We start from the raw sequence: 26,805 nt of genomic DNA, 5'->3' as shown, positions 1-26,805 counted from the left end.
AGGGATGCGTAACTTGTTAGCTACACCCGGACGTCCCGCCGCAGGTGTTGCACTTCATGCATGTGCCGTTGCGCACCAGCGTGTAGTTGCCACACTCGCCGCATGCTTCGCCTTCATAGCCCTGCATTTTGGCCTTGGCGCGCGCATCCATCGTCACAGCACCCGAGGAAGCAGCCGTGGTTGATGTGCTGACGGCAGCGCCCCCGTTTACAGCCACTTCGGGCACCAAAGTTTGCAACGCAACCGCCGGATCGGCCAAGGCCACTTCACCAGACATACCGCCCTGCAAGACCACCAGATCTTGTGGCATACGCTTGCGCAGATAACCCGACGAGCTGATTTGCTTCAGCACTTCCAGTGACTTAGAGGCCGCGCTTTCGCTCAATTCCGACACGTTGGCGACACCTTCTTCGACGCCTTGGCCGATGCTGTCGAATGTCTCGCCTTCGGGTTTGACGTGGGCCAGATCGGTGCGATCCAGATAGCTGACAGCCAGTTCGCGGAACACATAGTCAAGGATCGACGTTGCGTTCTTGATGCTGTCGTTGCCTTGCACCATGCCTGCGGGTTCGAATTTGGTGAACGTAAAGGCGTCAACGAATTCCTCAAGCGGCACACCGTATTGCAGGCCCACCGACACAGCGATCGCAAAGTTGTTCATCATGGCGCGGAAACCCGCACCTTCTTTGTGCATGTCGATGAAGATTTCGCCCAAGTTGCCGTCTTGGTATTCACCCGTGCGCAGGTACACTTTGTGCCCGCCCACGATCGCCTTTTGGGTGTAGCCCTTGCGACGCTGAGGCATCTTTTCGCGGTGTGATTTGACGATCTCTTTGACGATGATCTTTTCGACGATCTTTTCGGCCAAAACGACGGCCTTTTCCTGCTGAGACCCTGATTCCAGTGTCTCTTGGGCGTCTTCGTCATCTTCGACCAAGGATGCAGCCAACGGCTGCGACAGTTTCGATCCGTCACGGTACAGCGCGTTGGCTTTAACACCCAGCGACCAGCTGAGTTCATAGGCTTTTTGGCAATCCTCGATCGTGGCGTCGTTTTGCATGTTGATCGTTTTAGAAATCGCCCCCGAGATGAACGACTGTGCCGCGGCCATCATGTAGATGTGGCTGTCGACGCTTAGGTAACGCTTGCCTTTTTTGCCGCACGCATTGGCGCAATCAAAGATGTGGTAGTGCTCTTCTTTGAGGTGTGGTGCGCCTTCCAGTGTCATCGTACCACAAACGTGGTCATTGGCAGCGTCCACATCGGCCTTCGAAAAGCCCAATGATTTCAACAAGTCAAAGCTAGGATCGTTCAGCTTTTCTTGTGGGATGCCCAAGACGCCTGTGCAGAATTCTTCGCCCAGCGTCCATTGGTTGAACACAAAGCGGATATCAAAGGCACTGCCCAAGGCTGCGTCAACTTTGGCCAATTCGTTGGGGCCAAAACCGTGACCCGCAAGGGATGTGTGGTTGATCGCAGGCGAGTTGCCAATCGATCCGTGACCCACAGCGTAAGATACGATTTCTTCGATCTGCGCCGAGCCATAGCCAAGGTTTTCAAGCGCCGCAGGCACCGAACGGTTGATGATCTTAAAGTAACCGCCACCCGCAAGTTTCTTGAACTTCACCAACGCAAAGTCAGGTTCGATGCCTGTGGTGTCGCAATCCATAACCAGACCGATGGTGCCCGTTGGGGCAATCACAGATGTCTGTGCGTTGCGGTAACCATGCGCTTCGCCCAGTTTCAGGGCCTCGTCCCACGTGGACATGGCCAGATCAACCAGTCGCGCATCAGGGCAGTTGGCGTGATCAAGTGCGACAGGTTTCACCGCCAGTTTTTCATAGCCTTCAGTTGCCCCAGAGGCCGCCGTGCGGTGATTGCGCATAACACGCAGCATGTGATCGGCGTTTTTCTTGTAGCCGGGGAATGGCCCCAACTCGCCCGCCATCTCGGCAGAGGTCGCATAAGCAACGCCCGTCATGATCGCAGTCAAAGCACCACACAGTGCGCGCCCCTCGTCACTGTCATAGCCGTGGCCCATGTTCATCAGCAGACCGCCGATGTTCGCATAGCCCAGACCCAGCGTGCGGAAGTCATAAGACCGCTGCGCGATTTCTTTGGATGGGAACTGCGCCATCATAACGCTGATTTCCAACGTGACGGTCCATAGACGCGAGGCGTGCATGTAGTCTTCGACTTGGAACTGGCCGTCTTTTAGGAAGGTCAGCAAGTTCATTGATGCAAGGTTACAGGCCGTATCATCAAGGAACATGTATTCGGAACATGGGTTTGACCCACGGATCGCGCCATCTTCGGGGCATGTGTGCCAATCGTTGACGGTGTCGTGGTATTGGATGCCCGGATCGGCACAAGCCCACGCGGCGTGGCCAACCTGCGCCCACAAATCGCGCGCTTTAACGGTCTTTTCGACTTTGCCTGTCACGCGGCTGATCAATTCCCAATCAGCGTCTTTTTTGACAGCTGTTAGGAAAGCGTTGGTGACGCGGATCGAGTTGTTGGAGTTCTGGCCAGAAACAGAGCTATAGGCTTCGGAATCCCAATCTGTGTCGTAAGTGGGAAATTCGATGGAAGTGTGACCTTGACGGGCATAATCCAGCACGCGTTTCACGTATGTTTCTGGGATGGCGACGCGTTTGGCCGCTTTGACAGCGTCTTTGAGGGCGTCGTTCTTTTTGGGATCATAGGCGTCTTCAACCGCGCCGTCCCATGCTTTGATCGCAGCGAAAAGGCCGTTCAGCTTTTCTTCGTGCATTTTGGAGCCTGCGACAATGGATGCCACTTTTTGCTCTTCGATGACCTTCCAGTTGATGAAGTCTTCGATATCGGGGTGATCCGCATCGACGATGACCATCTTGGCCGCGCGGCGCGTGGTGCCGCCGGATTTGATCGCGCCGGCAGCGCGGTCACCGATTTTCAAAAAGCCCATAAGGCCCGAAGACTTGCCACCACCGGACAGGCTTTCGCCCTGCCCTCGCAATGACGAAAAGTTCGTGCCAGTACCAGAACCGTATTTGAACAGACGCGCTTCGCGCACCCACAGATCCATGATGCCACCATCATTTACCAGATCGTCAGAAACGGACTGGATAAAGCAGGCATGCGGTTGCGGGTGTTCGTAGGAAGATTTGGATTTGGTTAGTTTGCCAGTTTTATAATCGACATAGTGGTGGCCTTGGGCCGGACCGTCGATGCCGTAAGCCCAGTGCAGGCCAGTGTTAAACCACTGAGGGCTGTTCGGGGCAGCGCGTTGCGTCGCCAGCATGTGGCGCATTTCGTCATAGTAAGCCTTGGCGTCTTCTTCTGTGGTGAAGTAGCCGCCTTTCCAGCCCCAGTACGCCCACGCGCCCGCCAAACGATCAAAGACTTGCTTAGAGGACGTCTCGCCGCCCATTTCCGCGCCCTTGGCCGCTTCTGAGCGCCACAAGAATTCAGGCACGCCTGCTTCTTTTACTTTTTGCAACTTCGAAGGTACGCCCGCTTTGCGGAAATACTTTTGAGCGATGACATCGCTGGCCACCTGGCTCCATTTGGCAGGGACTTCAACGTCGTCAAGACGGAACACAATAGTGCCATCAGGATTTCGAATTTCGGAAACCGTGGTCACGAAATTCAGGTCCGCATATGCGTCCTGGCCGGCCTTGGTGAACTGTCTTTCAATTTTCATAGCGCTGCCTCGTTAAATCAGCATTCGGTTTATCAGGCTGACCCGACGTTGCGGGGGCCCAAGCGGTGTGCCTGCACAAGAGAAAACCCAGACCTATAAACGCCGCCGTAGCCACGCAGATATTGTCGAAACCCGAATGAAACCCGGTATAATCTGGTATATTTTGTCCCCTGTGCATAATCGCCCTTTGAGTAGCGTTAACCACTACATGTTGTGGCGAGCGACCTTGCCTGCACAAACTGACGTATCTGACCCACTCCCGTCAACGGAATTTTATCGTTTTTTTAGCAACTTTTGCCTTGACCCAGGACATCAATTTTGGGTGATCGGCGTTTAGGTGATTCAATCGGTTAACGGGCGCACCACCCCCAAAAAACCATCCCAAGGGCACATCGCAATTTTGTTATAAATCGGGCTGACTTAGGCATTATAACAGATGCTTCACGTTAAGTTATCCACAGGGTACGCCCGCGAAAGTAGAAAGCTTTTGCTGCGATGCCAAAAGTGTGGTCCATTGTTCAAAACACCTACAAGAGGCAGTACATGCGACCTATTTTCATCGCTCTTCTGACGGGCCTTGGTGCATGCGCACCACAATATGTAGAGACCGTTGCAACCACTGAACAAGATCTGCCCGTGCGCCGCGCCGTGTTTGAACAGGCACCTGCCCCATTGGATGCGGCGTTTAGATCATCTTGCGACTCACCGGGGGACGTCTTGCGTCAAGTTTCCCGTTCAGTTGTACAATGCCGGATTTTGCCTCCGCCTGATTTGGCGGCGTTCTTATTGCTGCAATATGATGGGGCGCTAGAGGCCCCAACTTTGGTGGTTCAAAAAGAAACACGCCAAAGCACGGCCGACTATGTTGTTGAACTGTCCTATTTTGCCGAAGTGGTCCAAAAATCAGGCAATCCACGCCGCATCTATTTTGTGCAGAGGAATTTGGACAGTTTGATGGACGATCTGCTAACCGCCACCGGCGGCACTGCACGCAACGCAAACTAAACCGTCCCAAACGGGTTAGAGCAAATGGATGCGACCCATGATCGCCTCCTGTTCAGATGTCTTGCTTTGCCTGCAATGCCTCTGGGCATAAGCAACCAAAGCCTTAGCACGGTCCGCAGCCTTTACTATGGCCCTTTGGTTCGGTTGATTTCTTAGTATGACGTGATCGAATGGTTGGTCGCGAACGAATCGAACTCACGACGCAAAGTAACCGCGAAAGCGCGCATAAGTCCCGACGACTTCCACCATCGTCTTAACAGTAACTAATAGGAGAAAATGGTGGGTCGTGAGAGGCTCGAACTCCCGACATCTTCGGTGTAAACGAAGCGCTCTACCAACTGAGCTAACGACCCGGTGACAGCGATTTAGGCCAAGCTTGGCGCGGTTGCAAGCCCTCAGATGAGCATTTCCTGCACACCACCCGATAAACTGTACACGCACCCCTGCCCGCCATGCACAGATGGGTTGGCCAAAGCGTCTGGACCTATCACAATATTACGGATGGCGCGGCTGGTAATCCCGTGGGTAATCAGCACCGCAGGCCCTTTGAGTTCAGCCAAAAAAGCCGCCGCACGGCGTGATACGGCGTCCAGACCTTCGCCGTTTGGGGCCATCTCGTATTGCGCCATGTAAGGGTCCGGCCCCCCCGGCATCGGCAGTTCAGAACGCAAGCGCCCGGCCCAATCCCCGACGCCAATCTCACGCAGACGAATATCGGTGTGAATCGACTCGGCCATCGGACAGGCAATGCCAGCAGTTTGCACCGCACGCCCCGAAGGGCTGCACCAAAAGGCGAACCCGTTCAGGTCAAGAGTTTGCAAAATCTCACCCTGCCGCGCGGCGTCGGCTTTGCCTTTGGGGGTTAACGGCGAATTCAGCCACCCCTGCATGCGTTCTTGCGCGTTCCATTCGGTCTGGCCGTGGCGCAGAATATATAAGTCGGGATAGGTCATAAACATGCGTCCTAAATGACATGCCAAAGTGTGGTGCATTTCGCGGGTTTCAACTGTGAAAACAACTACTTAACAAGCGACTTGCACAGCTGTTCCAAAGTAGCGTCATGAATAACCGACGTTGACTAGCGTTCATCTCAGCGCCGCACATCGTTACATACGACTCTGGGGCTGCTTGGTGGGTGATAAGGGATTTGAACCCCTGACATCTTCGATGTGAACGAAGCGCTCTACCACTGAGCTAATCACCCAACGCCCGCGCGTCTTAGCGGTGCGCCTAAGCGCTGACAAGTGGGCCGGTGTTTAAATTATTCATCCACCGCCGTTGGGGCATCACTGTCACCGCCAACGTCTTTGGGATCCGGGTTTGCCACTTCTGAGGGCAGATCTTGGGGTTGACGAATGCGCGCGTGCAGCAGCTTGCCAGACGCCTTGTCTTTCACACGCGTGACCTTGATCTTGCCCATCGGCTGAAGGTTCAATTCGCGCGCGTCCTGCAAGGCAGACCCAAGTAAAGCCAAGGTGGCCTCGACGATGGGTTTGACGTCTTTTTTCTTCAAACCCGTCTTGGCAACAACCGCGTCTACAAGTTCAGGTTTGCGCATCATTGGGCCCAAGACAACAGGCTTGGCCGTCTCAACAACCTTGGCCGGCGCAGGGGTGGCTGCTGCGGCGACAGAGTCTGCCGCGCTTGACGTGGTGCTAGCCTTTGCAGTCGAAGATGTGGCTGCCTTTGTGGTTTTGGTCGTTTTAACTGCCATTTTTTGCCTCGTTACTTTGATTAAGTGCCATGCTTATCCAGCTTTGGCTTAAAAAGCCACATTCTTGCACATGCGGATATGTATTTGGCCCCGCTGGTTGCTGCCCAAGCCCGCAAATTCATCTTTGTGGTCCTGCAAAGTGAGTTGACGCACGCGCAAAGCACACGCTAGCGTATTTCGCATTTGAACCTTAGGAAGAACTATCATGAAATATTTGACCGCTTCGGTACTTTGTTTGTCTTTAATATCCGCCACGGCACATGCCGGCGGCCCCTCGGATCCGCAGATAGAACCCCCAATTATTGTTGACGACGCAACATCCAGTTCATCGGGTGGCGTTGCGGTTCCACTGCTTCTGCTTGCCGTTGTTTTGATCGCAGCCACTGCTGGTTCCAGTGGGGGCGCCGCGGCCGGTGCTGGCAATGCAGCATTCAGTGACGCCAATCTTAAAACAGACATCCAAAAAATCGGGACCACCGCGCATGGTCTGCCACTATACAATTTCCGTTACATCGGTGGCGATCAGTTGTTTGAGGGCGTTATGGCCCAAGACGTGTTGAAGGTTGTGCCGGAGGCCGTTGTGCAGTCTGCCTATGGATTTTACGCAGTTGACTATGGCATGCTTGGCATCGAAATGCGCGCCGTCAACTAAGCGCAACACCGAAACAAACGCAAAACGCCCCGAAGCTTCCTTCGGGGCGTTTTTATTTCTAACCACAAGAACCGGGTTAGTGCGCAGTCGCGCCTGCCCCATTCGCCGCAGCACTTGCTGCCGCTGCCGCTGCGGCTGCTTCTTCTGCAGCCTCATCCCATTCAATGGCTTCAGGCTGAGACACCAAGACACGCGACAGTACATCCCGCACGTGGGTCACGGGGATGATCTCAAGCCCCTCTTTCACGTTATCTGGAATATCAGCCAGATCTTTTTCGTTTTCTTCGGGGATAAAGACCGTTTTGATCCCACCGCGCAGGGCCGCCAGCAATTTTTCCTTCAAACCACCAATCGGCATAGCATTGCCACGCAACGACACCTCGCCCGTCATCGCAATATCACGGCGCACCGGGATGCCCGTCAGGACCGACACAATGGACGTAACCATCGCCAGACCCGCACTTGGCCCATCTTTGGGTGTCGCCCCATCTGGTACGTGAACGTGGATATCAAGCTTGTCAAACATCGGCGGCTTCACCCCGATTTCAGGGCTGATCGAGCGCACATAGCTTGACGCCGCGTCGATGGATTCCTTCATCACATCGCCCAGTTTGCCCGTCGTCTTCATCCGCCCCTTGCCAGGCAGTTTCAACGCCTCGATATGCAGCAAGTCGCCACCCACCGATGTCCAGGCCAAACCAGTCACAACACCAACTTGGTCGTCCTGTTCCGCAAGCCCGTAACGGTGCTTGCGTACTCCAAGGAATTCCGAGATATTTTCAGAAGTTACAGTAACTTCTTCAACCTCTTTTTTAACAATCTTGGTTAGTGATTTACGTGCCACTTTGGCAATCTCTCGTTCAAGATTACGTACCCCAGCCTCGCGCGTGTAATAGCGAATGATGTCGCTTAGCGCATCATCTTCCAGCTTGAATTCCGTTTTCTTGAGGCCGTGGTTTTTGATCTGCTTTTCGATCAAGTGCTGCTTCGCGATCTCGCTTTTTTCATCCTCGGTGTAACCCGCCAACGGGATGATCTCCATCCGGTCTAGCAACGGACCCGGCATGTTGTACGAGTTCGATGTGGTCAAGAACATCACGTTGGACAGGTCGTATTCGACCTCCAGATAGTGATCGACAAATGTCGAGTTCTGTTCAGGATCCAACACCTCAAGCATTGCACTGGCTGGGTCGCCTCGGAAATCCTGCCCCATCTTATCGATTTCATCGAGCAAGATCAGCGGGTTGGTGGTTTTCGCCTTTTTCAGCGCCTGAATGATTTTACCGGGCATGGACCCGATGTACGTGCGACGGTGCCCACGGATTTCGCTTTCGTCGCGCACACCACCAAGGCTGATGCGAATAAACTCGCGTCCCGTCGCCTTAGCCACAGATTTCCCAAGCGAGGTTTTACCAACACCGGGAGGGCCGACCAAGCACATGATCGGGCCTTTCATCTTTTTGCTGCGTTGCTGTACCGCCAGGTATTCGACGATACGTTCTTTAACCTTTTCAAGGCCATAGTGGTCGTTGTCGAGAACCTGTTCAGCGCGACCAAGGTCCTTTTTAACGCGGGATTTCACGCCCCACGGAATCGACAACATCCAATCCAGATAGTTACGCACCACCGTGGCTTCGGCGCTCATCGGCGACATGTTTTTCAGCTTCTTCAGCTCGGCATCCGCCTTTTCACGTGCCTCTTTACTAAGCTTGGCTTCTTCAATTTTACCTTCAAGTTCAACGACTTCGTTCTTGCCGTCTTCGCCGTCGCCCAGCTCACTTTGGATCGCTTTCATCTGTTCATTCAGATAATATTCGCGCTGTGTCTTCTCCATCTGAGACTTCACGCGGGTCTTGATTTTTTTCTCGACCTGAAGAACCGACAATTCGCCCTGCATCAGCCCATAGACCTTCTCAAGACGTTCGCTAATCGACAGTGTTTCAAGCAGATCCTGCTTTTGCTCAACTTCGATGCCCAAGTGACCCGCCACAAGATCCGCCAGCTTGGCAGGTTCGGACGCCTCGCCCACCGCGGCAAGCGCCTCTTCGGGGATGTTTTTCTTGACCTTCGAATACCGTTCGAACTCTTCCGACACAGAACGCAGCAACGCTTCGGTGGTGGCCATATCGCCCGGCATCTCTGTCAGGTATTCTGCGCGCGCTTCAAAAAAACTATCGTTTTCAAGGTATTCGGTGATCCGCACGCGCGCCTGACCTTCGACCAGCACTTTGACGGTGCCATCGGGCAGCTTCAGCAATTGCAGCACATTGGCCAGCACGCCGGCTTTGTAGATGCCCGTTGCTTCTGGGTCGTCAATGGATGGGTCAATCTGGCTCGACAGCAAGATTTGCTTGTCGTCAGCCATCACCTCTTCCAAGGCGCGCACGGATTTGTCGCGCCCTACAAACAGCGGCACGATCATGTGGGGAAAGACCACGATATCGCGCAACGGTAACACTGGATAAGAGGCGTTCAATGGCTCTTGCATGCGTATATTCCTTATTTTGGCAGACGACGTAGCCCCGACTTGGCGGCAGCGTGCGTGCGTCTCCTTTTTTTGGTATCGTTGACTGCTTCTAAGTGTGCCTACGGCGCACCCTTTTCAAGGACCATTGTGACCTGCGCACGTCGCAGGTGCAATGGGATCGCACAAACTGTTTAGGTTTTAGCCGGACAATTTTTGTCACATATTTTCGGCCGTCAGACCCGAGGTCCCCCGCAGTATTTGGACAATTACCGCATCAAGGTGTTCATCCATCGCGCGCGCCTTTGTTGGTCGCGCAGTCCGGTCAGCTAAGAAGGCATTGTTTCCAAATTGGAAAAAGATTGGCAGTCATTAACTGCACACTTTTCAAGCTCTCCGGTTTCATACCCAAGAAATAGCATTCAGCCGGATAGAAATTCCTTTAAACTTCGATCAATTTCGCGCTATACACAGTGATCGCTCACTGGGGGTTCGTTGTGGGAATTGCCGCTTTATTGCTATTATTGGCCGGTTTGGCCGCCGCTGTGTTGGTCGAATCTTCGGATGATGACGACACAAACGAAGACGATATGAACCAAGATGACATGGACACCGGCGAAGACATGGACCCGGTCAGCTGACTTGCAGACATCAGATCGCACGATTGACGTCACGCGCGGATTCTCGACATGCTCAGTCTAATTGTCACTTTTTACGATGAAACAGCATTTCTGCGCACCGCCCTGCGATCCGTGTGCAACCAAGGCATTGATGATCTTGAATTGATCGTCATCAACGACAACCCCGAAACCTTTGACACATCCGCACTTGCCCAACTTACCGCTGGCTTTGATGTGCGCGTCATTCACCACACTGAAAACCGCGGGCTTTCGGCAGCACGCAACACCGGTATCGTGGCGGCAAATGGCACGCACATCGGCTTTCTAGACGCCGACGATTACTACACACATCAAGGTCTTGCGACGCAATATGCCTATGCTCGCGAAACAGCGGCCGACATCACCCATGCGGGCTGCTATCTGGGTGCAGAAAGCTCGGTTCATTCGTCCGTTTTACAACGTGATACGCGACTGCACATGACGCAACGCGTGGTCAAAGGACGCATGGCGGCACAAGAATCACAGTTCATCGTCTCGAGTTGGTCCAGCATATATCGTGCTGACTTCCTTGAAAAAAATCAAGTTTGGTTCGATCCAGAACAACACAAATTCGAAGACCGCCTGTTCGTGCTCAACGCTGTCACGGCCGCACGCAGCGTCGCGTTTCTGGGGCGTGCTGTTCGGGTTTGGCGCAGGCGGGCCAACTCGATCTCGTCGGCCGCCACGACACCGGAAACCCACTTATTGCAAGTGCAATTGCTTGAAAAATGTATGGCCCATATCCGAAAGGCCAGCGCCACGCACAACCTTGCGCCTCGGTACGAAAAACGCGAACTGTTCAATTCCGTTTCGCGGCTGATCTGGGACATGGACATTCTGCCCCCCCTTGTTGCCAAGGACCCGGCCTATGCCGAAATGGGCATGCGGATTTCGCGATTGTTGGGCGATGACAGTTTTGGGCAAGATATCTTTAGCGACTCGATGGTCGCTGCCACCTCTCGTGTCGGCATGAAGACCAAACGCGGCCTCATCTCTCGGACTGATTTCTTTGCGTTGCACCGTGCATGGCGGTTGGGTGAATTTGAACAGGCGCAGACCATCATGCATGCCTGCGCCCCCCCGGCTGCGACACCAGCCAAAGCGCACAGTTATCCGCAAAAACGGCTGATCCTGCATATCGGGTTACACAAGACAGGCACCACATTCGTGCAACACCACCTGTTGCATCACCAAGAAGCGTTACGGCGCAGCGGCGTTCTGCTGCCTCAGACCGGTTTTGACACCGAAATCACCGGGCGCCCGGGCGCGCTGTCAGGCCATCAAGGGTTGGTCCGCGCCTTACGTTCAAACGATGATGACGCACTTTGGGACGCTCTGCATAAAGAAATCAAAACGTCCCCGGCCCGGACCGTCTTGATCACGGCCGAAAACCTAGGCTTCCCGACCGCTCCGGACCGCGACGCGCTTATCGCGCGGCTGTTTGCACGGCTTGGGTCTTTTGCCCAAATCGATGTGATTGCGATGGCACGCAGCCCCGACACCTACGCCGAGGCATTTTATTCAGAATGGGTCACATCCGCCCACCCCGGCGGCGCACGCAGCATTCAAGAAACACTTGTCGATCATGGCGATGCGCTGACGAACCTCGCAGCCCTTTTCGCCCCATTCGAGGCCGCCACAGGTCGCGCTGTCGGGTTGGACAACTTTGACGCCGCCAAGGTCGGCACCGGCCTTTGGCCTGCCTTTTGCACATTGGCAGGACTGCCAACCAATTTGCCCGACATCCCCTGCCCGCGTTACGACACACCAGACAGGGAAAGCGTTCTGCTGATGCAGGCGGTCAATAGCTTGGTGGCCAATCAATCGCGTCGACAAGCACTGATGCAGGCATATTTCGCCGACACAAGCCGCAAAAAAATCTCGCGCCAAAGTTTGCTGTCACCAGCACAGCAAAATGACTTGTTGGACCGGTTCGCGACCACAAGTGCAGCCTTTTGTGCCGCGCGCGGTTATGCGCCCGACCTCGACAAACGGCGCGCCGAGATCGATGCAACCCCATGGGCGGCACCTGACGCGATCCCGCTGGATCACCTCGCCGCACTTTGGGATGTGGGCGCGCAGATCGCCGGGGACAACCCAACACCCCAAGTGCGCACGACACCCAAACCAACCCAACAAAACAAGAAACGATACAGCGTGACCATCAGGCCGCGCCCATGGGTCGTCAATTTAATCGACCGTTTGCTGTGTAAAACCTAACCGCTGGGGATGGTGGGCGGGGCGTCGTGGCACGTAGTGACACGCGCGCCGCGCAACATCACACCAGCACAAAAACCGCCAGCAAAGACGCCGCGAACCAAATCGTCGAAAACACTGCAAACTGCATACTCTATCCCCCAAGGACATATGAACACCCGCGATCTACGCCTAAAGGTGTAAATATACGATGGAGGTATTCCTGACCTTTTCTCACAAAGGGTCGATGTCACGCTGCGCGCGCGCCGCATGAAAATCTGCCTGCCATGCCTCAAAAGTGCCCGCAGCAATTGCCTCGCGCATTCCGGACATAAGTTGCTGATAATAATGCAGGTTATGCCATGTCAGCAGCATAGACGAAATCATTTCCTGCGCACGAAACACGTGATGCAAATAGGCACGCGAATAGCCACGGCAGGCCGGGCACGTGCAATCTTCGTCCAGAGGGCGTGGATCGTTCTGATGGCGTGCATTCTTAATGTTCAGCACACCATGGCGGGTAAATACCTGCCCCGTCCGCCCAGATCGCGACGGCAACACGCAATCCATCATGTCAATGCCACGCGCCACAGCGCCTACAATGTCATCCGGCTTGCCCACGCCCATCAAATAGCGTGGTTTGTCCGCAGGCAACTGCTCGGGCGCATAGTCAAGACAGCCAAACATGGCTTCTTGCCCCTCGCCAACGGCCAAACCGCCAACGGCATAGCCTTCAAAACCAATCTCGCGCAGCGCCTCAGCACTTTGACCGCGCAAGTCTTCCTCAAGCCCGCCTTGCTGAATACCAAACAGCGCGTAACCGGGGCGATCCCCGAACGCCGCGCGTGACCGGGCCGCCCATCGCATCGACAGTTCCATGCTGCGCCCAATCCGGTCGCGATCCGCAGGCAATGCGGGGCATTCGTCAAAACACATCACAATGTCAGACCCAAGCAGTTCTTGAATCTCCATCGATCTTTCCGGAGTTAGGGTATGCTTGGACCCGTCGATGTGGGATTTAAAGGTCACGCCTTCTTCGGTCAGCTTGCGCAAATCGGATAAAGACATCACCTGAAACCCACCAGAATCCGTCAAAATCGGGCGATCCCAATTCATGAACTTGTGCAGACCGCCAAGGGCCGCAATCCGCTCCGCCGTGGGGCGCAGCATCAAATGATACGTGTTGCCAAGCAAAATATCCGCGCCCGTTTCGCGCACGGAACCCGGCAGCATTGCTTTTACAGTGGCTGCAGTGCCCACAGGCATGAACGCAGGCGTGCGGATTTCACCACGCGGCGTATGAATGGTGCCCGCGCGCGCGCGCCCGTCAGTGGCGGCAAGATCAAAGGAAAATTTGTTCATGTCTGCCCATGTGCCGCAGGTTGATCAAAATGCCAAGCCCTGACACGCCCTCTTGACCCCAACGCGCCGCCCCCCGTAAGCCTGACGCGTTAACCAATTGTAAAGAGTCCCCTCGTGCGCATTCTCCTTGTCTTCATTGCAATCCTCGCAACTTTTGGCGTGCTTTACGGTTTTGCAGGCGTTCTGCACCGATCTGCCGACACCGTTGGCATGCTACGTCCGGTATTTGCTGTTCTGATCCTGTTTGGGGCACTTGCGACACGCCGCATTGGCTTACGGCTTTACTTGGGCGTCTTTGGCCTGCTGGCCCTTATTTCAGTGCTGCTTTTCTTGTTGCCGCAGGCCGCCGGATCAGACCTGCGGCTGTATTCAAAAAATTTGACGGCGGGCAACGATCAGATCTCCGCCCTTCAAAGCGATATCGAAGCCGCGAACGTCGATGTGGTTTTGTTGCAAGAACTGTCTGGCAGCACCACAGAGCTGAGCACAGCACTAAGCGCCACCTTCCCCCACCAACACGTTTGCAAATTTTCTGAATGGTCGGCGATGGCCGTCTTCTCGCGCCATCCCTTTGCCCAAGACGGCGTCTGTTCAAGCGAACGCGCCCTTGCAGCGGTTCAAATCACCAAGGACAGCCAGCCTGTTTGGGTTGTCTCAGCCCATATCCCCTGGCCTTATCCGTACGAAAACGAAACTGCCGAAATCGCTACCGAAGATCTGCTGCGCACCCTTGATGGCCCCATCGTGGTCGCTGGCGACTTCAACACATTCCCATGGTCAGGGCGTTTTGAGCGCATCCGCTTTATCACCAAAACCAAGATCGCAGGCCCGACGCGTCCCACGTTGACGTTTAAACATGTGCCACTGCCGCTGGATCACGTTCTTGCACCAAACGGTGGGTCTGTCGAACTGCGCCCCTTGCTTGGGTCTGATCATCACGGATTGGTGGCAGACGTTAGCTTTTAAGTCACGGGGATGCACTTTGCGAACCCCGCAGGTGGGGTTCAACCCCACCTTACATGACGTCTTAGTCTACCTTGTCCGATCGATTTCATCATCTACTCGTTCTGGCTTTTATTTTTGCGTCATTTTTCACAAAACCCAACACCGAAACAATGCTGCAACCGAACGCCCTACACTGTGATAAGCGGTTTGCAAAATGACAAACCGACCGGCTTCACTTCAGACTTCGGCTTATAACACCAGCCTTGGTCATCACCTTTCTGTAAGCTGCCTCCCGCTTTTTCAGATCAGAGATTACGGTACTCGTCGTCCTGTTCATATCGTTTTTGTAGGATGATAATTTCATAAATGCGTGCCCGCTGGTGGCATTGGTTATTGTATCCAAGTCCCCTTTTTTGCTTTTACCGGCGTTTGACGCATCAAACAGTTTCTTTTCAAGAGCCGGGATTTCCTTCAAGGTTTTTTCAGCGTCCAACCGAACCGTTTTCAGCGTTTGGACGGCTGCGCTTGCTCCATTTCGGAACCCTTCTAGGGCCTCTTTGTACGTCTTGATCTTTTTGTTTTTTCCCCACGCTTTAGCATCCTTATCCGGCAAAATAGGATTTCGTTGTATGTGTTTTGTTAGTTCTGCGATCACCCGTTTTTGATCGGAGACTTTCTTTATTAAGTCATCAACCTGTGCTTCGATTTTCTTGCCTTTCTGCATTGCTTCCACGGCTTTCGTCAGCACATCAATATGCGTGTTATAATATGCCGATGCTTTTCCAAGCGGAATGCTCAACAGCTTCATGCCGGCCTTCTGTGCTAAAAAAATAATCATATCCGATTTTGTTACAGCCACTTTATTCTCTCCCACATCAATGGCAGCAAGTGTTGAACCGACCATAAAATATAGCAAGGCGCTGCGTGTACGCTTTCCAAAATGCAAAAAACCGGCATGTGGGTCGACGTGCCTCTTTACCCTTTGCACCCCAAACCCTATATAAACGCTCAGGAACAGTTTGAGGCCGCCATGACCCAATCCAACGAACAACTGGAAGGCACTCCGCTGATTGCGCCCTCCTCGACAGATCACCCGCTGCACGAAGCCGTCGTTGAGGCGTGTCGTTCGGTTTATGATCCAGAAATTCCAGTGAATATCTATGAGTTAGGCCTGATCTACACCATTGATATCAACGCTGAAAACGAAGTCAAAATTCTGATGTCATTGACGGCCCCCGGCTGCCCCGTGGCTGGTGAAATGCCGGGCTGGATTGCTGATGCGATTGAGCCTCTTCCCGGTGTCAAACACGTGGACGTAGAACTGATTTGGGAACCGCCTTGGGGCATGGAAATGATGTCTGACGAAGCACGCCTCGAACTGGGCTTTATGTAGGGCGCAACTGACACGCCGCCGGACGTGTCACATCGATGCGCTCACAAGCGGCGCAGCACCCACATCAAAATGCGCCGCCGCCGCTTGCGCCGTTTACATATTTGATCTCGCTCTTTCATTTCTGCAAACAATGATTGTTCTCGCTGGTAAAAACTATCAAAATTCCCAAGAAAATACTCATATTTCATCGATGCTTCTCCTGCTAAGACACACAGGATGGCCGATCCGGCCACGCATTGTCAGACACTAAAAACGCGGCTACCCTTGCAAATATGCAAATTACTGACTGGACAGATTTTGGCCTGTTTGCCGCTGTCGCCCGCGCAGGTGCGTTGGCTGGGGCTGCGCGCGAATCTGGTCTTAGCCAAGCGACTCTGTCGCGGCGCATGACCGCATTGGAACACCGCACAGGGCGGCGTTTGTTCATGCACGGCACGCAGGGCTACACCCCGACTGCCGAAGGGCGCGCCCTGCTGGAACGCGCCAAAAAAATGGAAGCCGCCGCCCGCGATATCGCCCATTGGTCCGCTGCTCAGTCCGGCCCACCCCGCGTGCGTATTTCCGCAGGCACATGGACGTCCGATCTGTTGGCCCGCACCCTACCCGATTACTGGAAACCAGATGCGCCGTGGACGCCCGAATTTGTGACCAGCAACCGCGATTTGGATATTGAACGACGCGAAGTCGACATCGGCGTACGCAACCGCCGCCCCACCCATCCATGGCTGGCCGGGCGGCGCACGGGTAACGTCGAACAAGCCGCCTATGCCACCTCGGAATCCGTCGCGGGTTGGATTGGTCCCGGCGACGACAATGCAACCTTGCCGTCCGAAGTGTGGACCATCACCCATCACGGCGCACGATTGACCGCTATTTCAGAAGACCCTGCGATCCGCATGGCGCTTGCGCGCGGCGGTGTGGGCCGTGTTGTCTTGCCCACTTTTGCAGGCGACAGTGTTCCCGAACTTGTCCGCGTGTCAGATGTGATAAAGACCCTGACATCTGAACAATGGTTGGTATGCCACCAAGACACGCGTCACGATCCCGCCATCCGGGCCGCTTTGGATGCACTGGCCCAAGGCCTGCGGCATACCCACCCCTTGCACGAAACCGATCAAGGCCCTACCTTAAGAGCACCCTAGCAACAGGCAGTTCTCATGTTCTCGATTCCGGGCAAACAAGCCGTCAGCATCACTGATCGCGCCGCCGCGCAAATTTCTAAGTTGATGGATGACAAGGGCCATTCCGGCTTGCGTATCGGCCTCAAAAAAGGGGGCTGCGCTGGCATGGAATACACCATGGAATATGTCGACGAATCCGACCCCAACGACGAGGTCGTCGAACAAGACGGCGCGCGCGTGCTGATCGCCCCAATGGCGCAAATGTTCCTGTTCGGAACCGAGATCGATTATGAAACTTCGTTGCTGGAGTCCGGGTTCAAGTTCAACAACCCCAATGTGACCGATGCCTGCGGATGTGGCGAATCCATCAACTTCAAAGACGTCTCAGAATTGACCGCGGAACGCGCGTCGTCCTGATATGGCGCTTTCTGCCGAAGAGATCGCGCACGCATTCGACCTCTTCGCCCCTCTTGGCCCTCTCAGCACCCGCAAGATGTTTGGCGGCCTGTCGATCTATTGCGACGGAATCATCTTTGCCATCGTCATGTCTGATGGACGAGTACTGCTGAAAGGTGCCGGGGGGATGCAACCCCATTTCGAGGACATGGGACTTGAGCGTTGGGCCTATAACCGCAAGAACGGCAGTGCGACCAATATGCCCTATTGGCACCTGCCTGACACCGCATTGGATGACGCCGAAGAAGCAAGCGCACTCGCCCAGCAGGCTTTGGCACATCTATAGCGCTTAAACTGCCGCTTCATCCGCCAGTTGCGCCACAAATGCACGCATGACATCCACCCGTTGCGCAGCCATCTTTTGCGCAGGCGCGGTGTTCAATGTCTTTGCAATCCCAAACAGTTTTACCTCAAAGTGATCCAACGCATACGAACGGTCATCCAAGTCGCGCGTCGCCGCCAGAGGGTCATGGCCGTGCACCAGCCCTGCCCCCATCTGCCCCGCCACATTGAAACAACGCGCAATACCGATTGCACCCAAAGCTTCTAATCGATCTGCATCCTGTAAGACCTGAGCCTCTAGCGTCTCGCAAGGCGCATTGGCGGAATAGCTGTGGCCACGAATGGCATGCGCCACGGCCTGTGCCCCCGGCAGGTCACGTTTTGCCATCCATGACACCGCATGTTGCGCCGACAAGTTTGCGGCACTTTTTCGGCGCGGATCGTCCTTGGGCACATTCACGATGTCATGCAGATAGGCGGCAATCAATAACACCTGACGATCGACCGTGGCATCAAGCGCATCCGCAATCCGCGTGCAGTTGGTCCATACCCGCCGCAGGTGCCAAATATCGTGGGCACCATCGGTCTGGCTTTCCCAAACACGCGCCACTTCTGCTTCAAGTTCAGCATGCAGCGTCATGTTTTTGATTGCAAATGCACGTATGTTTCATTGTACCGCGCGCTGAGATGATCGCCGGCCAAAATCGCAGGCTGCCCCGCTGGCGCAACATTGGTGTCATAGGACGGATTGAAAAACAGCGGCACCGAAATACGTTCAGCATCACCGCCGACAACACGATGCGGCGTGGCTTTGACTTGGCCCTCGGTCCAGAATTCCAGCATCTCACCAAAGTTGATCACAAATTCACCCGGAGGCGCCGAAACAGGGATCCAGCCGCCGCCCCGCTTGCGCACCTCAAGACCGGGCGATCCATCTGTGGCCAACAACGTCAAACAGCCGTAATCCGTATGGGTCGCAATGCCAAAATCGCGCGCACCGGCCCATGCAGGACGGCTGGGGTAAAAATTACCCCGCAACAAGGCCATTGGGGTTTGAAACGCCGCATCAAAGTACCCCGGATCCGCACCCAAACACCGCGCAATGGCGCGCAATAACGCAAGCGACACATCACACGCCGCCGTGTAATATCCTGAAATCGTGGCACGAAACGCAACATCCTGCGGCCACTGGTTCGGCGCATAAACTGTTTTGTCGCTTAAAGGATGGTGCGATGGCAGCTCAAAACCCACATCAAAAAACTGTTTGAAATCAGGGTTGGCATCAAGATCCACTTGTTCGGATCCCGCAGCCCCCCAACCTCGGTTCGCGCCCGTGCGTGCCATGTCCAAAGCAGCCTTGTCGGCATCCGTTCCTTTAAAGAACTTGCGATAGGTTTCAAGGACATCGCGCACATGTTGCGCATCCAGCGCTGTATTGAAAACGGTGGCAAAACCCACCCCTGTGGCCGCCTCACGCAACGCCTCAAGACTGGCAGCCTCGCCCCTTGCAAGCTGTGCTGCATCAATTCGCGGGATCATGTCCGCCTCCCAATTGGTTCGTCAAGCAGACCTAGCCTAGCAAGAACGGCGATGCTAGGACGTTGGTAGAGATAGACAAAGGGACAGCAAAATGCGCAAGAAATTGGCCGCAGGCAATTGGAAGATGAACGGTAGCGCAGCGCTCTTGGATGAGCTTGCAAACCTCGCGACGCAGCAAGACGCAGACGCCCCACAGGTCATCATTTGCCCGCCCAGCCCGCTGCTGATCCCCGCTGTCGCTGCAACCCAAACAAGTGCCGTGCAGATCGGCGGACAAGACTGCCACAGCGCCCAAACAGGCGCGCACACCGGCGATGTCTCAGCGCAGATGGTAAAAGACACAGGCGCAAGTGCCGTCATTGTCGGACACTCAGAACGCCGTGCGGATCACGCCGAAACAAACGCCGACATCCGCGCCAAGGTCCAAGCGGCATGGGCCGCAAACCTCTTGCCCATCCTGTGCATCGGCGAAAGCGAGGCCGAACGCATCGGCCCCAACACCCTTGCCATCATCGCAGCACAACTCGACGCTTCCATGCCGGACGGCGCAACCGGTGACACATTGGTTATCGCTTATGAACCGATCTGGGCCATTGGCACAGGCCGGGTGCCGACAATGGATCAGATCATTGAAACCCACGATATGATCCGCGCAGAGCTCACAAAACGCTTTGGCGCAGAAGGCGACAAATTCCGCATCCTCTATGGCGGATCAGTTAAACCCAACAACGCCGCCGAAATCTTTACGGCCAAAAATGTTGACGGCGCATTGGTCGGTGGTGCTTCACTCAAAGCCGCTGACTTCCAACCGATCATCGACGCGCTACAAGCCTCCTGATCCAAGCTTCATCTTGCCAAATAAACTCCGGGGGGAGTCCGTAGGACGGGGGGCTGGCCCCCCATCCGCACCCTCAGGCCATGCCCATCACTTAACGATGATTTCCGGCCCCATCATCAAAGTCGGCAACCACGTTGAAATGATCGGCACATAAGTCACCAAAATCAGGAAAACGAACAACACAGCTGTGAACGGCAATGCCGCGCGCACCACCGACATCATCGGCATGTTCGCCACCCCCGAGGTCACAAACAGGTTAAGCCCCACAGGCGGCGTGATCATCCCGATTTCCATGTTCACCACCATGATGATGCCCAGATGGATCGGATCAATTCCCAACTCAATTGCGATGGGAAAGACCAAAGGTGCTACAATAACCAGCAACCCCGAAGGCTCCATAAACTGACCACCGATCAACAAGATCACGTTGACGATGATCAAAAAGCCAATCGGTCCAAACCCCGCATCCGTCATGACACCAACAATTTTCTGAGGGATCTGTTCGTCAGTCAAAACATGTTTCAAAATCAACGCATTGGCGATGATAAACATCAACGTGACTGTCAACTTGCCCGCATCAAACAGCGCATTCTTGGTGTCGCGGTGCACAAAGGCTGTGATCAGTGCCCATGGTTTGTCGAATATCGAATGGTTCGCCTGCCCCTCCGGCGTCGCCAACGGGCCCATATCTCGATAGAAAAACACCGATATCAAAAACGCATAGACCGCCGCCACCGCCGCCGCCTCGGTTGGGGTAAAGATACCGCCATAAATGCCACCCAGAATGATCACGATTAAAAACAAACCGCCTGACGCGGCAAGACCTGATCTCCAAACCTCGCCCCAGCCCAGCCATTCGCCTTTCGGCAAATTGCGCACACGCGCAATGACATAGATGGTGATCATCAACATCGTCCCGGCCAGCAGTCCGGGTATGACGCCTGCCAAGAACATCCGCCCCACCGACACATCCGTCGCCGACGCATAGACAACCATCACAATCGAAGGTGGGATCAAAATGCCAAGCGTACCCGCATTGGCAATGACGCCCGCGGCAAAGTCCTTGGTATAGCCCACCTGCCGCATACCGGCGATCACGATGGACCCAATGGCCACAACAGTCGCCGGGCTACTGCCAGAAAGGGCCGCAAACATCATACAGGCCACAACGCCCGCAATGGCCAACCCACCGGGAAAGTGCCCAACAATGGCAATTGAAAACCGAATAATCCGCTTGGCCACTCCGCCCGTCGACATGAATGTCGAGGCAAGAATAAAGAACGGGATGGCCAACAGCGTATAATGCCCCGCCATCGCCTGAAACAGCGTCTGCGCAATGGATGCCATCGACGTATCGCTCAGGACCAACAGGAACAAGATCGACGACATGCCAAGGCTGACCGCAATCGGCACGCCGATCAGCATCATCCCCACAACAAGGGCGAAAAGAATTGCAACTTCCATGGCTTACGCGCCCTCATTCATGTGTTTAACGGCTTCGACCTCTTCCTCCGCCTCGTGGCTGACGATCAGGCTGGTCGCCTCTCCGGTTGCGATGCGCACGGTGGCTTGGATCATGCGGAACAGCAGTAAAGCCATGCCAAACGGAAGGGCCGCATAGGGAATGAACCGGGGCAGTTTTTCATAGGTTTCACCCTCATTCATGATGGGTTCGATGAAACGCAAAGCCTCAAGCATCGGCACTTCAAGCACCTCATACCACGCCTGATCACGCGTGGGTGTAAAGCCCGTCGGGAACCAACGCCCCGATGTCACATCAAAGCCCGCGAATGGCGCCCAATAATCCCACGCGCCTTTCATCAGCAATATGGCATAGAAAATGCAAATACCCCCCGCAATCAGCGCCAAGACTTTGCGCACAGGCGGCGAAAACAGATTGATCACCGCATCCACACCCAAGTGCGCCGTGACTTTTACGGCATAGGATGCGCCAAACAGCACAAGCCAAGCGAACAGAAAGCTGACAGCCTCCAGTCCCCACGTCAGGCCCGTCTGGAACCCATATCGCAGCACCACGTTAACAAATGTCAGGATGGTCATCGCCGCAAGGATCAAGGCAATCGCGCTTTCCTCGATCTCGTTCACAACACGACCAAGGACTGTTTTGGGCTGATAGCTAGATGACATGGGGCTCCCCTCCCGATGTGGCACGCATACCCAGCCCCCAAAAGGGACTGGGCATTTTTTCGGGTAAAGTTTGGCTTAGAAGCCTGCGTTGATGGATTGGGCCGCGTCGATGTTGTCTTGACCGACATCGCCCACGAACTCTGTCCAAACAGGTTTCATCGCATCGACCCACGCCTGACGGGTGTCTGCATCCAGTTCGCGCACAACACCGCCCGCATCGATGATCGACTGACGCGCAGCCGCATTCACGCCCGTGGATTCAGCGTTCCGGGTGGTTGTGACTTCTTCCATGATTGTGCCCAACTGATCGCGCACATCACCATCAAGGCTGTCCCACCAATCCACAGACACAACGACCATATAGTCGATGATACCGTGATTGGTTTCGGTCACGCCGTCCTGCACTTCAAAGAACTTCTGCCCCCAAACGTTGGACCATGTGTTTTCTTGTCCGTCGACAACGCCAGTTTGCAGTGCACCGTACACTTCGGAGAACGCCATAGGCTGAGGCGACACACCAATGGCTTCCATCTGCGCCTTGATCACGTCAGATGGCTGCACGCGGAACTTCAAGCCAGACGCATCGGTGGGCAAGTTCAACGGCTTGTTGGCCGACATTTGCTTCATGCCATTGTGCCAGAACTCAAGGCCCAGCAGACCGCGGCGCGTCATCGATGCCTTCATCGCTTCGCCAGTTTCGGACTTTTGGAACGCATCAACCGCATCGATGTTCTTGAACATAAAGGGCAGATCGAAAATGCGGAACACTTTGGTGAATTGCTCGAACTTGGACAAAGACGGCGCAGCCATCTGCACGTCACCTTGCAACAATGCCTCAAGTACTTGGTCATCGTTATAAAGCGTGGATTGCGGGAAAACTTCGACGCAAGCCTTGCCGTTCATTTCGTCGTTCACACGCTGTTGAAACAACGATGCAGCAACACCTTTGGGGTGCTTGTCGGTGTTGGTCACGTGGCTGAACTTGATTACGATTTCGCCTGCGTCACAAGCGGCAGCAACAGCGCCAGCACTTACGGTCAGGGCCAATGCCGTGGCGGCAGCGGTCATGAGTTTCATTAATGTCTCCTCCCAGAGAATTGTTTTAAATTGGCACAGCCCAAAAAAGAGAGCCCGCGCAGACCCACACTGTTCACCGAACCACGACGTCGCAACAGCTTGATTTTACAGCGATCGGCAAAACCCAAACATTTCGCTACTTTTCAGCAACTTACGCTTCATTGCTCCCACAATACTCAAATTCCACAGCCCCAAAAGTGCGGAAAACCGCACAAGCAGCACACCACCTGTGCAATAAACCGCACAGGTTAACGCCGGTAATCCTCGGCCCGAATCTGATAGCGCGCCAATTTGTCGTAAAACGTCTTGCGCGGCAGCTTCAGCGCGCGCGCTGCAGCGCTGGCCTGCCCATTTTGGCGTTCAAGTGCAGCGATCAACAATGATCGTTCCACCCGCGCCATCTGTTCGGCCAGCCCAAGGTCCGAAGGTGCCACGCCATCTTCAGGCATCTCTAAAACAAACCGCATGGCCGCGCTCATCAATGCGCGCGCGTTGCCGGGCCAGTCCCGTGCCATCAGGTCTGCAACGTGGTCGGCTCTGATCTCGGGCAGCTCAAGCCCGGCCTGTTCAGCAGCCTGCGCGGCATAGTGGCGAAACATCACTGGTATATCTTCGGGACGCTCGCTTAGTGATGGAACACGGACCGGCATCACCTCAAGACGGTAATAGAGATCACCGTTCAGCACCCCTTTTTCGACTGCAAGCCCAAGGTCGCGCGTGCTGCCGGCAAGCAGACGCGCGCTTGCTCCGTCTTCCAACGCTTCCAGCATCGTCAATTGACTGGCGGCCGACAGCTGAGACACCTCATCCAAAAACAGGCTGCCCCCTGCCGCGGTGTCCAAAGCCTCGACCAAGGCGGCAGGCGTCAGATCCGCCGCGGCGCGTTTGACAAACGGCGCTTTGGAACGGCGCGAGCTAAGGTGCACAACCTCGGCCACCTTGGAAATCCCAGTGCCCGGTGCGCCTGTGATCAACACTTCGGTGTCCAAAGGTGCAACCCGGCGCACGCGATCACGCAACCGTTCGGCGTTTTCAGAACTGCCAAAAATGATCCGCGCCGCTGGGTCGCCCGTTTTAACCAGATCATGCATGCGCCGGTTTTCCAGCACCAAGGTGCGGGTCTTTAGCGCCCGCTCAAGAACGGCCAGTAAGTCACGCGGCGCGCATGGTTTTTCCAAAAACCCAAAGGCCCCCTCGCGCATCGCTTGCACGGCCATTGGGATGTCACCTTCGCCCGTCAAAAGAACAACGGGCAAGTCTTCGTCCACATGTCGCGCATGAGCCAACAGGTGGAAACCATCGCGCCCGGGCATGCGAATATCCGACAGAATTACGCCGTCAAAATCCGCTTTGATGTGGTCTTTGGCCACCACAAACGACCCGGCCGTGATGGGGTGCAAATCGGCCAATTCAAGCGTTTGCGCCAGCGCGTCGCGCACTGCTGCGTCGTCATCGACCACCAATACGTGTTTGCTCATGCTGCGGCCTCGTCTGCCCAACCGTTCAGTTCCACCACGAATTCCGCCCCTTCCGGCCCGTTGTGACCGCTGATTTTGCCGCCAAAGCTTTGGATGATGCTGTAGGAAATTGACAGGCCCAAGCCCATGCCTTCGGAAGCGCCGACTTCTTTGGTGGAATAGAACGGGTCAAACATCTGCGCAGGCATCGCAATGCCGGGGCCAGTGTCGGCCACCGTGACCGTTTCGCCCGCAATGTCGATCCGCAGAACACGCGTATCTTGCCCCGCCATGGCATCAACAGCGTTCGAGATCAGGTTGACAAAGACCTGCCCCAACCGCACTTCGCCCCCCGACACCCAGACGGGTGCATCGGGCGGAGTGAAGTCCAATGTAATTCCCCCATGGCGCAGATGCGGCAAGGTCAATTCCACAGCACTGTTCAGGACCTCAATCAGATCAACGCGCACGGCAGGTTCGCTTTCTTGCCGGGAAAAGGCGCGCAGGTTTTTGATGATCCGCCCCATGCGCCGCGCCATGTCCGAGATACGGCTTAAGTTATCGCTGGCCCGCGCAGGCGTGTCGCGTTCGAGAAAAGCCACCGCGTTTTCGGCGAACGTCTGGATCGCCATAAGGGGTTGGTTTAATTCATGGCTCAGGCCCGCACTCATTTGCCCAAGTGCACTTAACTTACCTGCGCGCATCAAGTCTTCTTGGGCGCGTTTTAGGGCTGTTTGGGCCTCTTCGCGTTCGATTGCTTCGCGGCGCAATTGGGTGTTTGTGTCCAAAAGCGCGGCGGTGCGTTCGGCCACCCGCGCTTCGAGTTGGGCATTGGCCTGAGCCAATGTGCGTCGACGCTCAGTTGCCAAAAACAGCATCGCCCCAAAGGCAAGGCAAAGTGCCGCCAAAGCAGCCGCTTGCAAGGTCGCAAGGCGGCGCGCTGGAGCCACATCCACAAGCGCCTCTCCCTTCATGCCGATCACCGGCAAAAGTCGTACCAGATGCAGTGCCTTTTGTGGTAAATACGGCCCCCACCCCATCTGCCACACCTCGTGGCGCCCGACACGGTAACTGTCAAAAGGCAACGCAGGCCCGTCCGCAGGTTTTAACCCCGGCGCGTCTTCGGGGCGCGTCCAGAACACGGTTTCTGAGCGGTTGGTGATAAACACCTGTTCGCCTGCGTTGGTAAAAAATACCGCAGGGTTCGAGCCCACCCAATCCAGTTCAATCGTCGCAAGGTCCGCTGTGACAACCACCGCACCTTTGACTTGGGATTGCCCGTCAAACACAGGTGCTGCATAGGCAAAAACCCGCCCCCCATCCGTGGTCGTCCCGTTGCCCCACCCAAGCGCCCCTTGGGCGGCGCGGCGCACCAAAGGGGCCATATCAAATTCTGCCAACTCGGGGTGTGCACGCGCCAAAACAAAGCCGGTGGCGTCCGTCAGGCGAATGTCTTCGGCGGCCGTTTTGTCTGCGATTTCAAGTAACAGCGCCTCGGCTGTGGCAACGTTTTGGCCGGTCAAAACAGCGCCGACCTGCGGGTGGTCCGCCACCAGAACCGCCAATTCGCGGTATCGTTGCAATTGTCCGGTCAATCGATCACTGGCCAAAGCCAAATCAGAGCGCCCCTGCCGTGCAAGTTGATCAAGCGCCTGCACATAGCCATAGCGCCACACGCCCGTCGTCGCGGCCGCGACAAGAGCAATAAAGCCCAGCACCACAAAAACGCGTCTCAGATAGCCATCCACCATGCGCCACGTTATCCCGGACAATGCCCCCTTGCCAAGCGCGCGCAGGGCTGAAACATCTTGA

At 55.3% G+C, this 26,805-nt stretch carries 24 protein-coding genes and 2 tRNA genes; 10 read left to right on the top strand and 16 right to left on the bottom strand.

What is annotated here, in order from left to right; translation table 11 throughout:
• Positions 1–16: 16 nt before the first annotated feature.
• Complete coding sequence (locus ABJF76_RS03060) at positions 17–3,685, bottom strand: vitamin B12-dependent ribonucleotide reductase (protein ID WP_413820604.1); 3,669 nt, start codon at positions 3,683–3,685, stop codon at positions 17–19.
• Positions 3,686–4,228: 543 nt separating this feature from the next.
• Between ABJF76_RS03060 and ABJF76_RS03055 the strand changes: the two genes are divergently transcribed.
• Complete coding sequence (locus ABJF76_RS03055; RefSeq protein WP_413820605.1) at positions 4,229–4,690, top strand: hypothetical protein; 462 nt, start codon at positions 4,229–4,231, stop codon at positions 4,688–4,690.
• 277 nt (positions 4,691–4,967) lie between these two features.
• Here ABJF76_RS03055 and ABJF76_RS03050 read toward each other — a convergent pair.
• The 4 genes from ABJF76_RS03050 to ABJF76_RS03035 all read right to left on the bottom strand — a co-directional run bounded on the left by ABJF76_RS03050 (position 4,968) and on the right by ABJF76_RS03035 (position 6,404).
• Positions 4,968–5,043, bottom strand: a tRNA-Val gene (locus tag ABJF76_RS03050).
• 42 nt (positions 5,044–5,085) lie between these two features.
• Entirely contained in the window at positions 5,086–5,643 is a 558-nt protein-coding gene (locus ABJF76_RS03045) for a histidine phosphatase family protein (RefSeq protein ID WP_413820606.1), read from the bottom strand.
• 176 nt (positions 5,644–5,819) lie between these two features.
• A tRNA-Val gene (locus tag ABJF76_RS03040) sits at positions 5,820–5,894 on the bottom strand.
• Positions 5,895–5,951: 57 nt separating this feature from the next.
• Complete coding sequence (locus tag ABJF76_RS03035; protein ID WP_413820607.1) at positions 5,952–6,404, bottom strand: HU family DNA-binding protein; 453 nt, start codon at positions 6,402–6,404, stop codon at positions 5,952–5,954.
• A gap of 205 nt (positions 6,405–6,609) precedes the next feature.
• On the opposite strand from ABJF76_RS03035, the gene ABJF76_RS03030 reads away from it, so the two are divergent.
• Positions 6,610–7,056: a tail fiber domain-containing protein gene (locus ABJF76_RS03030; RefSeq protein ID WP_413820608.1), complete on the top strand. Its 447-nt coding sequence runs from the start codon at positions 6,610–6,612 to the stop codon at positions 7,054–7,056.
• A 76-nt stretch (positions 7,057–7,132) separates the two neighbouring features.
• Here ABJF76_RS03030 and lon read toward each other — a convergent pair whose 3' ends face one another.
• Positions 7,133–9,544 (bottom strand): endopeptidase La, encoded by a 2,412-nt coding sequence (lon, locus tag ABJF76_RS03025; RefSeq protein WP_413820609.1) that lies wholly within the window; start codon positions 9,542–9,544, stop codon positions 7,133–7,135.
• Between the two features lie 473 nt (positions 9,545–10,017).
• Here lon and ABJF76_RS03020 point away from each other — a divergent pair, with 473 nt between their 5' ends.
• The gene (locus ABJF76_RS03020; protein WP_413820610.1) at positions 10,018–10,161 is read left to right on the top strand and encodes a hypothetical protein; all 144 of its coding nucleotides are present in this window, start codon (positions 10,018–10,020) and stop codon (positions 10,159–10,161) included.
• A 48-nt stretch (positions 10,162–10,209) separates the two neighbouring features.
• Entirely contained in the window at positions 10,210–12,399 is a 2,190-nt protein-coding gene (locus ABJF76_RS03015) for a glycosyltransferase family 2 protein (protein WP_413820611.1), read from the top strand.
• A gap of 210 nt (positions 12,400–12,609) precedes the next feature.
• On the opposite strand, the gene tgt is transcribed toward ABJF76_RS03015, so the two are convergent.
• A complete protein-coding gene (tgt, locus tag ABJF76_RS03010) occupies positions 12,610–13,737 on the bottom strand; it encodes a tRNA guanosine(34) transglycosylase Tgt (protein ID WP_413820612.1) in 1,128 nt (375 codons plus the stop codon).
• A gap of 114 nt (positions 13,738–13,851) precedes the next feature.
• Here tgt and ABJF76_RS03005 point away from each other — a divergent pair, with 114 nt between their 5' ends.
• Complete coding sequence (locus ABJF76_RS03005; protein WP_413820613.1) at positions 13,852–14,703, top strand: endonuclease/exonuclease/phosphatase family protein; 852 nt, start codon at positions 13,852–13,854, stop codon at positions 14,701–14,703.
• A gap of 211 nt (positions 14,704–14,914) precedes the next feature.
• Here the strand turns inward: ABJF76_RS03005 and ABJF76_RS03000 are convergent, their stop codons facing one another.
• Positions 14,915–15,586 carry a hypothetical protein gene (locus ABJF76_RS03000; protein WP_413820614.1) on the bottom strand — a complete coding sequence of 224 codons (672 nt, stop codon included), beginning with the start codon at positions 15,584–15,586 and terminating at the stop codon, positions 14,915–14,917.
• A 126-nt stretch (positions 15,587–15,712) separates the two neighbouring features.
• Here ABJF76_RS03000 and ABJF76_RS02995 point away from each other — a divergent pair, with 126 nt between their 5' ends.
• Positions 15,713–16,075 carry an SUF system Fe-S cluster assembly protein gene (locus tag ABJF76_RS02995; RefSeq protein ID WP_413820756.1) on the top strand — a complete coding sequence of 121 codons (363 nt, stop codon included), beginning with the start codon at positions 15,713–15,715 and terminating at the stop codon, positions 16,073–16,075.
• A gap of 41 nt (positions 16,076–16,116) precedes the next feature.
• Here ABJF76_RS02995 and ABJF76_RS02990 read toward each other — a convergent pair whose 3' ends face one another.
• Complete coding sequence (locus ABJF76_RS02990) at positions 16,117–16,263, bottom strand: hypothetical protein (protein ID WP_413820615.1); 147 nt, start codon at positions 16,261–16,263, stop codon at positions 16,117–16,119.
• Positions 16,264–16,311: 48 nt separating this feature from the next.
• Between ABJF76_RS02990 and ABJF76_RS02985 the strand changes: the two genes are divergently transcribed.
• Genes ABJF76_RS02985 through ABJF76_RS02975 form a run of 3 tightly spaced genes read left to right on the top strand, consistent with a single transcriptional unit; the run spans position 16,312 to position 17,938 of the window.
• The gene (locus ABJF76_RS02985; protein ID WP_413820616.1) at positions 16,312–17,217 is read left to right on the top strand and encodes a LysR family transcriptional regulator; all 906 of its coding nucleotides are present in this window, start codon (positions 16,312–16,314) and stop codon (positions 17,215–17,217) included.
• A gap of 15 nt (positions 17,218–17,232) precedes the next feature.
• Complete coding sequence (locus ABJF76_RS02980) at positions 17,233–17,613, top strand: HesB/IscA family protein (protein ID WP_413820617.1); 381 nt, start codon at positions 17,233–17,235, stop codon at positions 17,611–17,613.
• A gap of 1 nt (position 17,614) precedes the next feature.
• Positions 17,615–17,938 (top strand): TfoX/Sxy family protein, encoded by a 324-nt coding sequence (locus ABJF76_RS02975; protein WP_413820618.1) that lies wholly within the window; start codon positions 17,615–17,617, stop codon positions 17,936–17,938.
• A 3-nt stretch (positions 17,939–17,941) separates the two neighbouring features.
• Here ABJF76_RS02975 and ABJF76_RS02970 read toward each other — a convergent pair whose 3' ends face one another.
• Positions 17,942–18,574 (bottom strand): HD domain-containing protein, encoded by a 633-nt coding sequence (locus ABJF76_RS02970; protein WP_413820619.1) that lies wholly within the window; start codon positions 18,572–18,574, stop codon positions 17,942–17,944.
• The gene (locus ABJF76_RS02965; RefSeq protein ID WP_413820620.1) at positions 18,571–19,473 is read right to left on the bottom strand and encodes an isopenicillin N synthase family dioxygenase; all 903 of its coding nucleotides are present in this window, start codon (positions 19,471–19,473) and stop codon (positions 18,571–18,573) included. The genes ABJF76_RS02970 and ABJF76_RS02965 overlap by 4 nt, the downstream gene beginning before the upstream one ends.
• Before the next feature lie 91 nt (positions 19,474–19,564).
• Here ABJF76_RS02965 and tpiA point away from each other — a divergent pair, with 91 nt between their 5' ends.
• Complete coding sequence (tpiA, locus tag ABJF76_RS02960) at positions 19,565–20,311, top strand: triose-phosphate isomerase (protein ID WP_413820621.1); 747 nt, start codon at positions 19,565–19,567, stop codon at positions 20,309–20,311.
• A gap of 87 nt (positions 20,312–20,398) precedes the next feature.
• Here the strand turns inward: tpiA and ABJF76_RS02955 are convergent, their stop codons facing one another.
• The 5 genes from ABJF76_RS02955 to ABJF76_RS02935 all read right to left on the bottom strand — a co-directional run bounded on the left by ABJF76_RS02955 (position 20,399) and on the right by ABJF76_RS02935 (position 26,744).
• A complete protein-coding gene (locus ABJF76_RS02955) occupies positions 20,399–21,775 on the bottom strand; it encodes a TRAP transporter large permease (RefSeq protein WP_413820622.1) in 1,377 nt (458 codons plus the stop codon).
• A 3-nt stretch (positions 21,776–21,778) separates the two neighbouring features.
• Complete coding sequence (locus ABJF76_RS02950; protein WP_413820623.1) at positions 21,779–22,459, bottom strand: TRAP transporter small permease; 681 nt, start codon at positions 22,457–22,459, stop codon at positions 21,779–21,781.
• 75 nt (positions 22,460–22,534) lie between these two features.
• Positions 22,535–23,536 (bottom strand): DctP family TRAP transporter solute-binding subunit, encoded by a 1,002-nt coding sequence (locus ABJF76_RS02945; protein ID WP_413820624.1) that lies wholly within the window; start codon positions 23,534–23,536, stop codon positions 22,535–22,537.
• A gap of 248 nt (positions 23,537–23,784) precedes the next feature.
• Positions 23,785–25,014 carry a sigma-54-dependent transcriptional regulator gene (locus tag ABJF76_RS02940; protein ID WP_413820625.1) on the bottom strand — a complete coding sequence of 410 codons (1,230 nt, stop codon included), beginning with the start codon at positions 25,012–25,014 and terminating at the stop codon, positions 23,785–23,787.
• Complete coding sequence (locus ABJF76_RS02935; protein WP_413820757.1) at positions 25,011–26,744, bottom strand: sensor histidine kinase; 1,734 nt, start codon at positions 26,742–26,744, stop codon at positions 25,011–25,013. Before ABJF76_RS02935 ends, ABJF76_RS02940 begins: the two co-directional genes overlap by 4 nt.
• Positions 26,745–26,805: the final 61 nt, after the last annotated feature.

The organism is Tateyamaria sp., assembly GCF_039940735.1.
Lineage (GTDB): Bacteria > Pseudomonadota > Alphaproteobacteria > Rhodobacterales > Rhodobacteraceae > Tateyamaria.
This window is presented reverse-complemented; position numbering and strand designations above follow the sequence as displayed.

What these genes read in the sequence shown, in the direction of transcription:
- ABJF76_RS02955 (WP_413820622.1), bottom strand. Translation starts at nt 21,775, where the DNA reads ATGGAAGTTGCAATTCTTTTCGCCCTTGTTGTGGGGATGATGCTGATC.
- ABJF76_RS02970 (WP_413820619.1), bottom strand. Translation starts at nt 18,574, where the DNA reads ATGACGCTGCATGCTGAACTTGAAGCAGAAGTGGCGCGTGTTTGGGAA.
- ABJF76_RS03045 (WP_413820606.1), bottom strand. Translation starts at nt 5,643, where the DNA reads ATGACCTATCCCGACTTATATATTCTGCGCCACGGCCAGACCGAATGG.
- ABJF76_RS02940 (WP_413820625.1), bottom strand. Translation starts at nt 25,014, where the DNA reads ATGAGCAAACACGTATTGGTGGTCGATGACGACGCAGCAGTGCGCGAC.
- ABJF76_RS02935 (WP_413820757.1), bottom strand. Translation starts at nt 26,744, where the DNA reads ATGGTGGATGGCTATCTGAGACGCGTTTTTGTGGTGCTGGGCTTTATT.
- ABJF76_RS02995 (WP_413820756.1), top strand. Translation starts at nt 15,713, where the DNA reads ATGACCCAATCCAACGAACAACTGGAAGGCACTCCGCTGATTGCGCCC.
- ABJF76_RS02975 (WP_413820618.1), top strand. Translation starts at nt 17,615, where the DNA reads ATGGCGCTTTCTGCCGAAGAGATCGCGCACGCATTCGACCTCTTCGCC.
- ABJF76_RS03035 (WP_413820607.1), bottom strand. Translation starts at nt 6,404, where the DNA reads ATGGCAGTTAAAACGACCAAAACCACAAAGGCAGCCACATCTTCGACT.
- ABJF76_RS03060 (WP_413820604.1), bottom strand. Translation starts at nt 3,685, where the DNA reads ATGAAAATTGAAAGACAGTTCACCAAGGCCGGCCAGGACGCATATGCG.
- tpiA (WP_413820621.1), top strand. Translation starts at nt 19,565, where the DNA reads ATGCGCAAGAAATTGGCCGCAGGCAATTGGAAGATGAACGGTAGCGCA.
- ABJF76_RS03055 (WP_413820605.1), top strand. Translation starts at nt 4,229, where the DNA reads ATGCGACCTATTTTCATCGCTCTTCTGACGGGCCTTGGTGCATGCGCA.
- ABJF76_RS03000 (WP_413820614.1), bottom strand. Translation starts at nt 15,586, where the DNA reads ATGGTCGGTTCAACACTTGCTGCCATTGATGTGGGAGAGAATAAAGTG.
- ABJF76_RS03015 (WP_413820611.1), top strand. Translation starts at nt 10,210, where the DNA reads ATGCTCAGTCTAATTGTCACTTTTTACGATGAAACAGCATTTCTGCGC.
- ABJF76_RS02965 (WP_413820620.1), bottom strand. Translation starts at nt 19,473, where the DNA reads ATGATCCCGCGAATTGATGCAGCACAGCTTGCAAGGGGCGAGGCTGCC.
- ABJF76_RS03030 (WP_413820608.1), top strand. Translation starts at nt 6,610, where the DNA reads ATGAAATATTTGACCGCTTCGGTACTTTGTTTGTCTTTAATATCCGCC.
- ABJF76_RS02990 (WP_413820615.1), bottom strand. Translation starts at nt 16,263, where the DNA reads ATGAAATATGAGTATTTTCTTGGGAATTTTGATAGTTTTTACCAGCGA.
- ABJF76_RS02980 (WP_413820617.1), top strand. Translation starts at nt 17,233, where the DNA reads ATGTTCTCGATTCCGGGCAAACAAGCCGTCAGCATCACTGATCGCGCC.
- lon (WP_413820609.1), bottom strand. Translation starts at nt 9,544, where the DNA reads ATGCAAGAGCCATTGAACGCCTCTTATCCAGTGTTACCGTTGCGCGAT.
- ABJF76_RS02945 (WP_413820624.1), bottom strand. Translation starts at nt 23,536, where the DNA reads ATGAAACTCATGACCGCTGCCGCCACGGCATTGGCCCTGACCGTAAGT.
- ABJF76_RS02950 (WP_413820623.1), bottom strand. Translation starts at nt 22,459, where the DNA reads ATGTCATCTAGCTATCAGCCCAAAACAGTCCTTGGTCGTGTTGTGAAC.
- tgt (WP_413820612.1), bottom strand. Translation starts at nt 13,737, where the DNA reads ATGAACAAATTTTCCTTTGATCTTGCCGCCACTGACGGGCGCGCGCGC.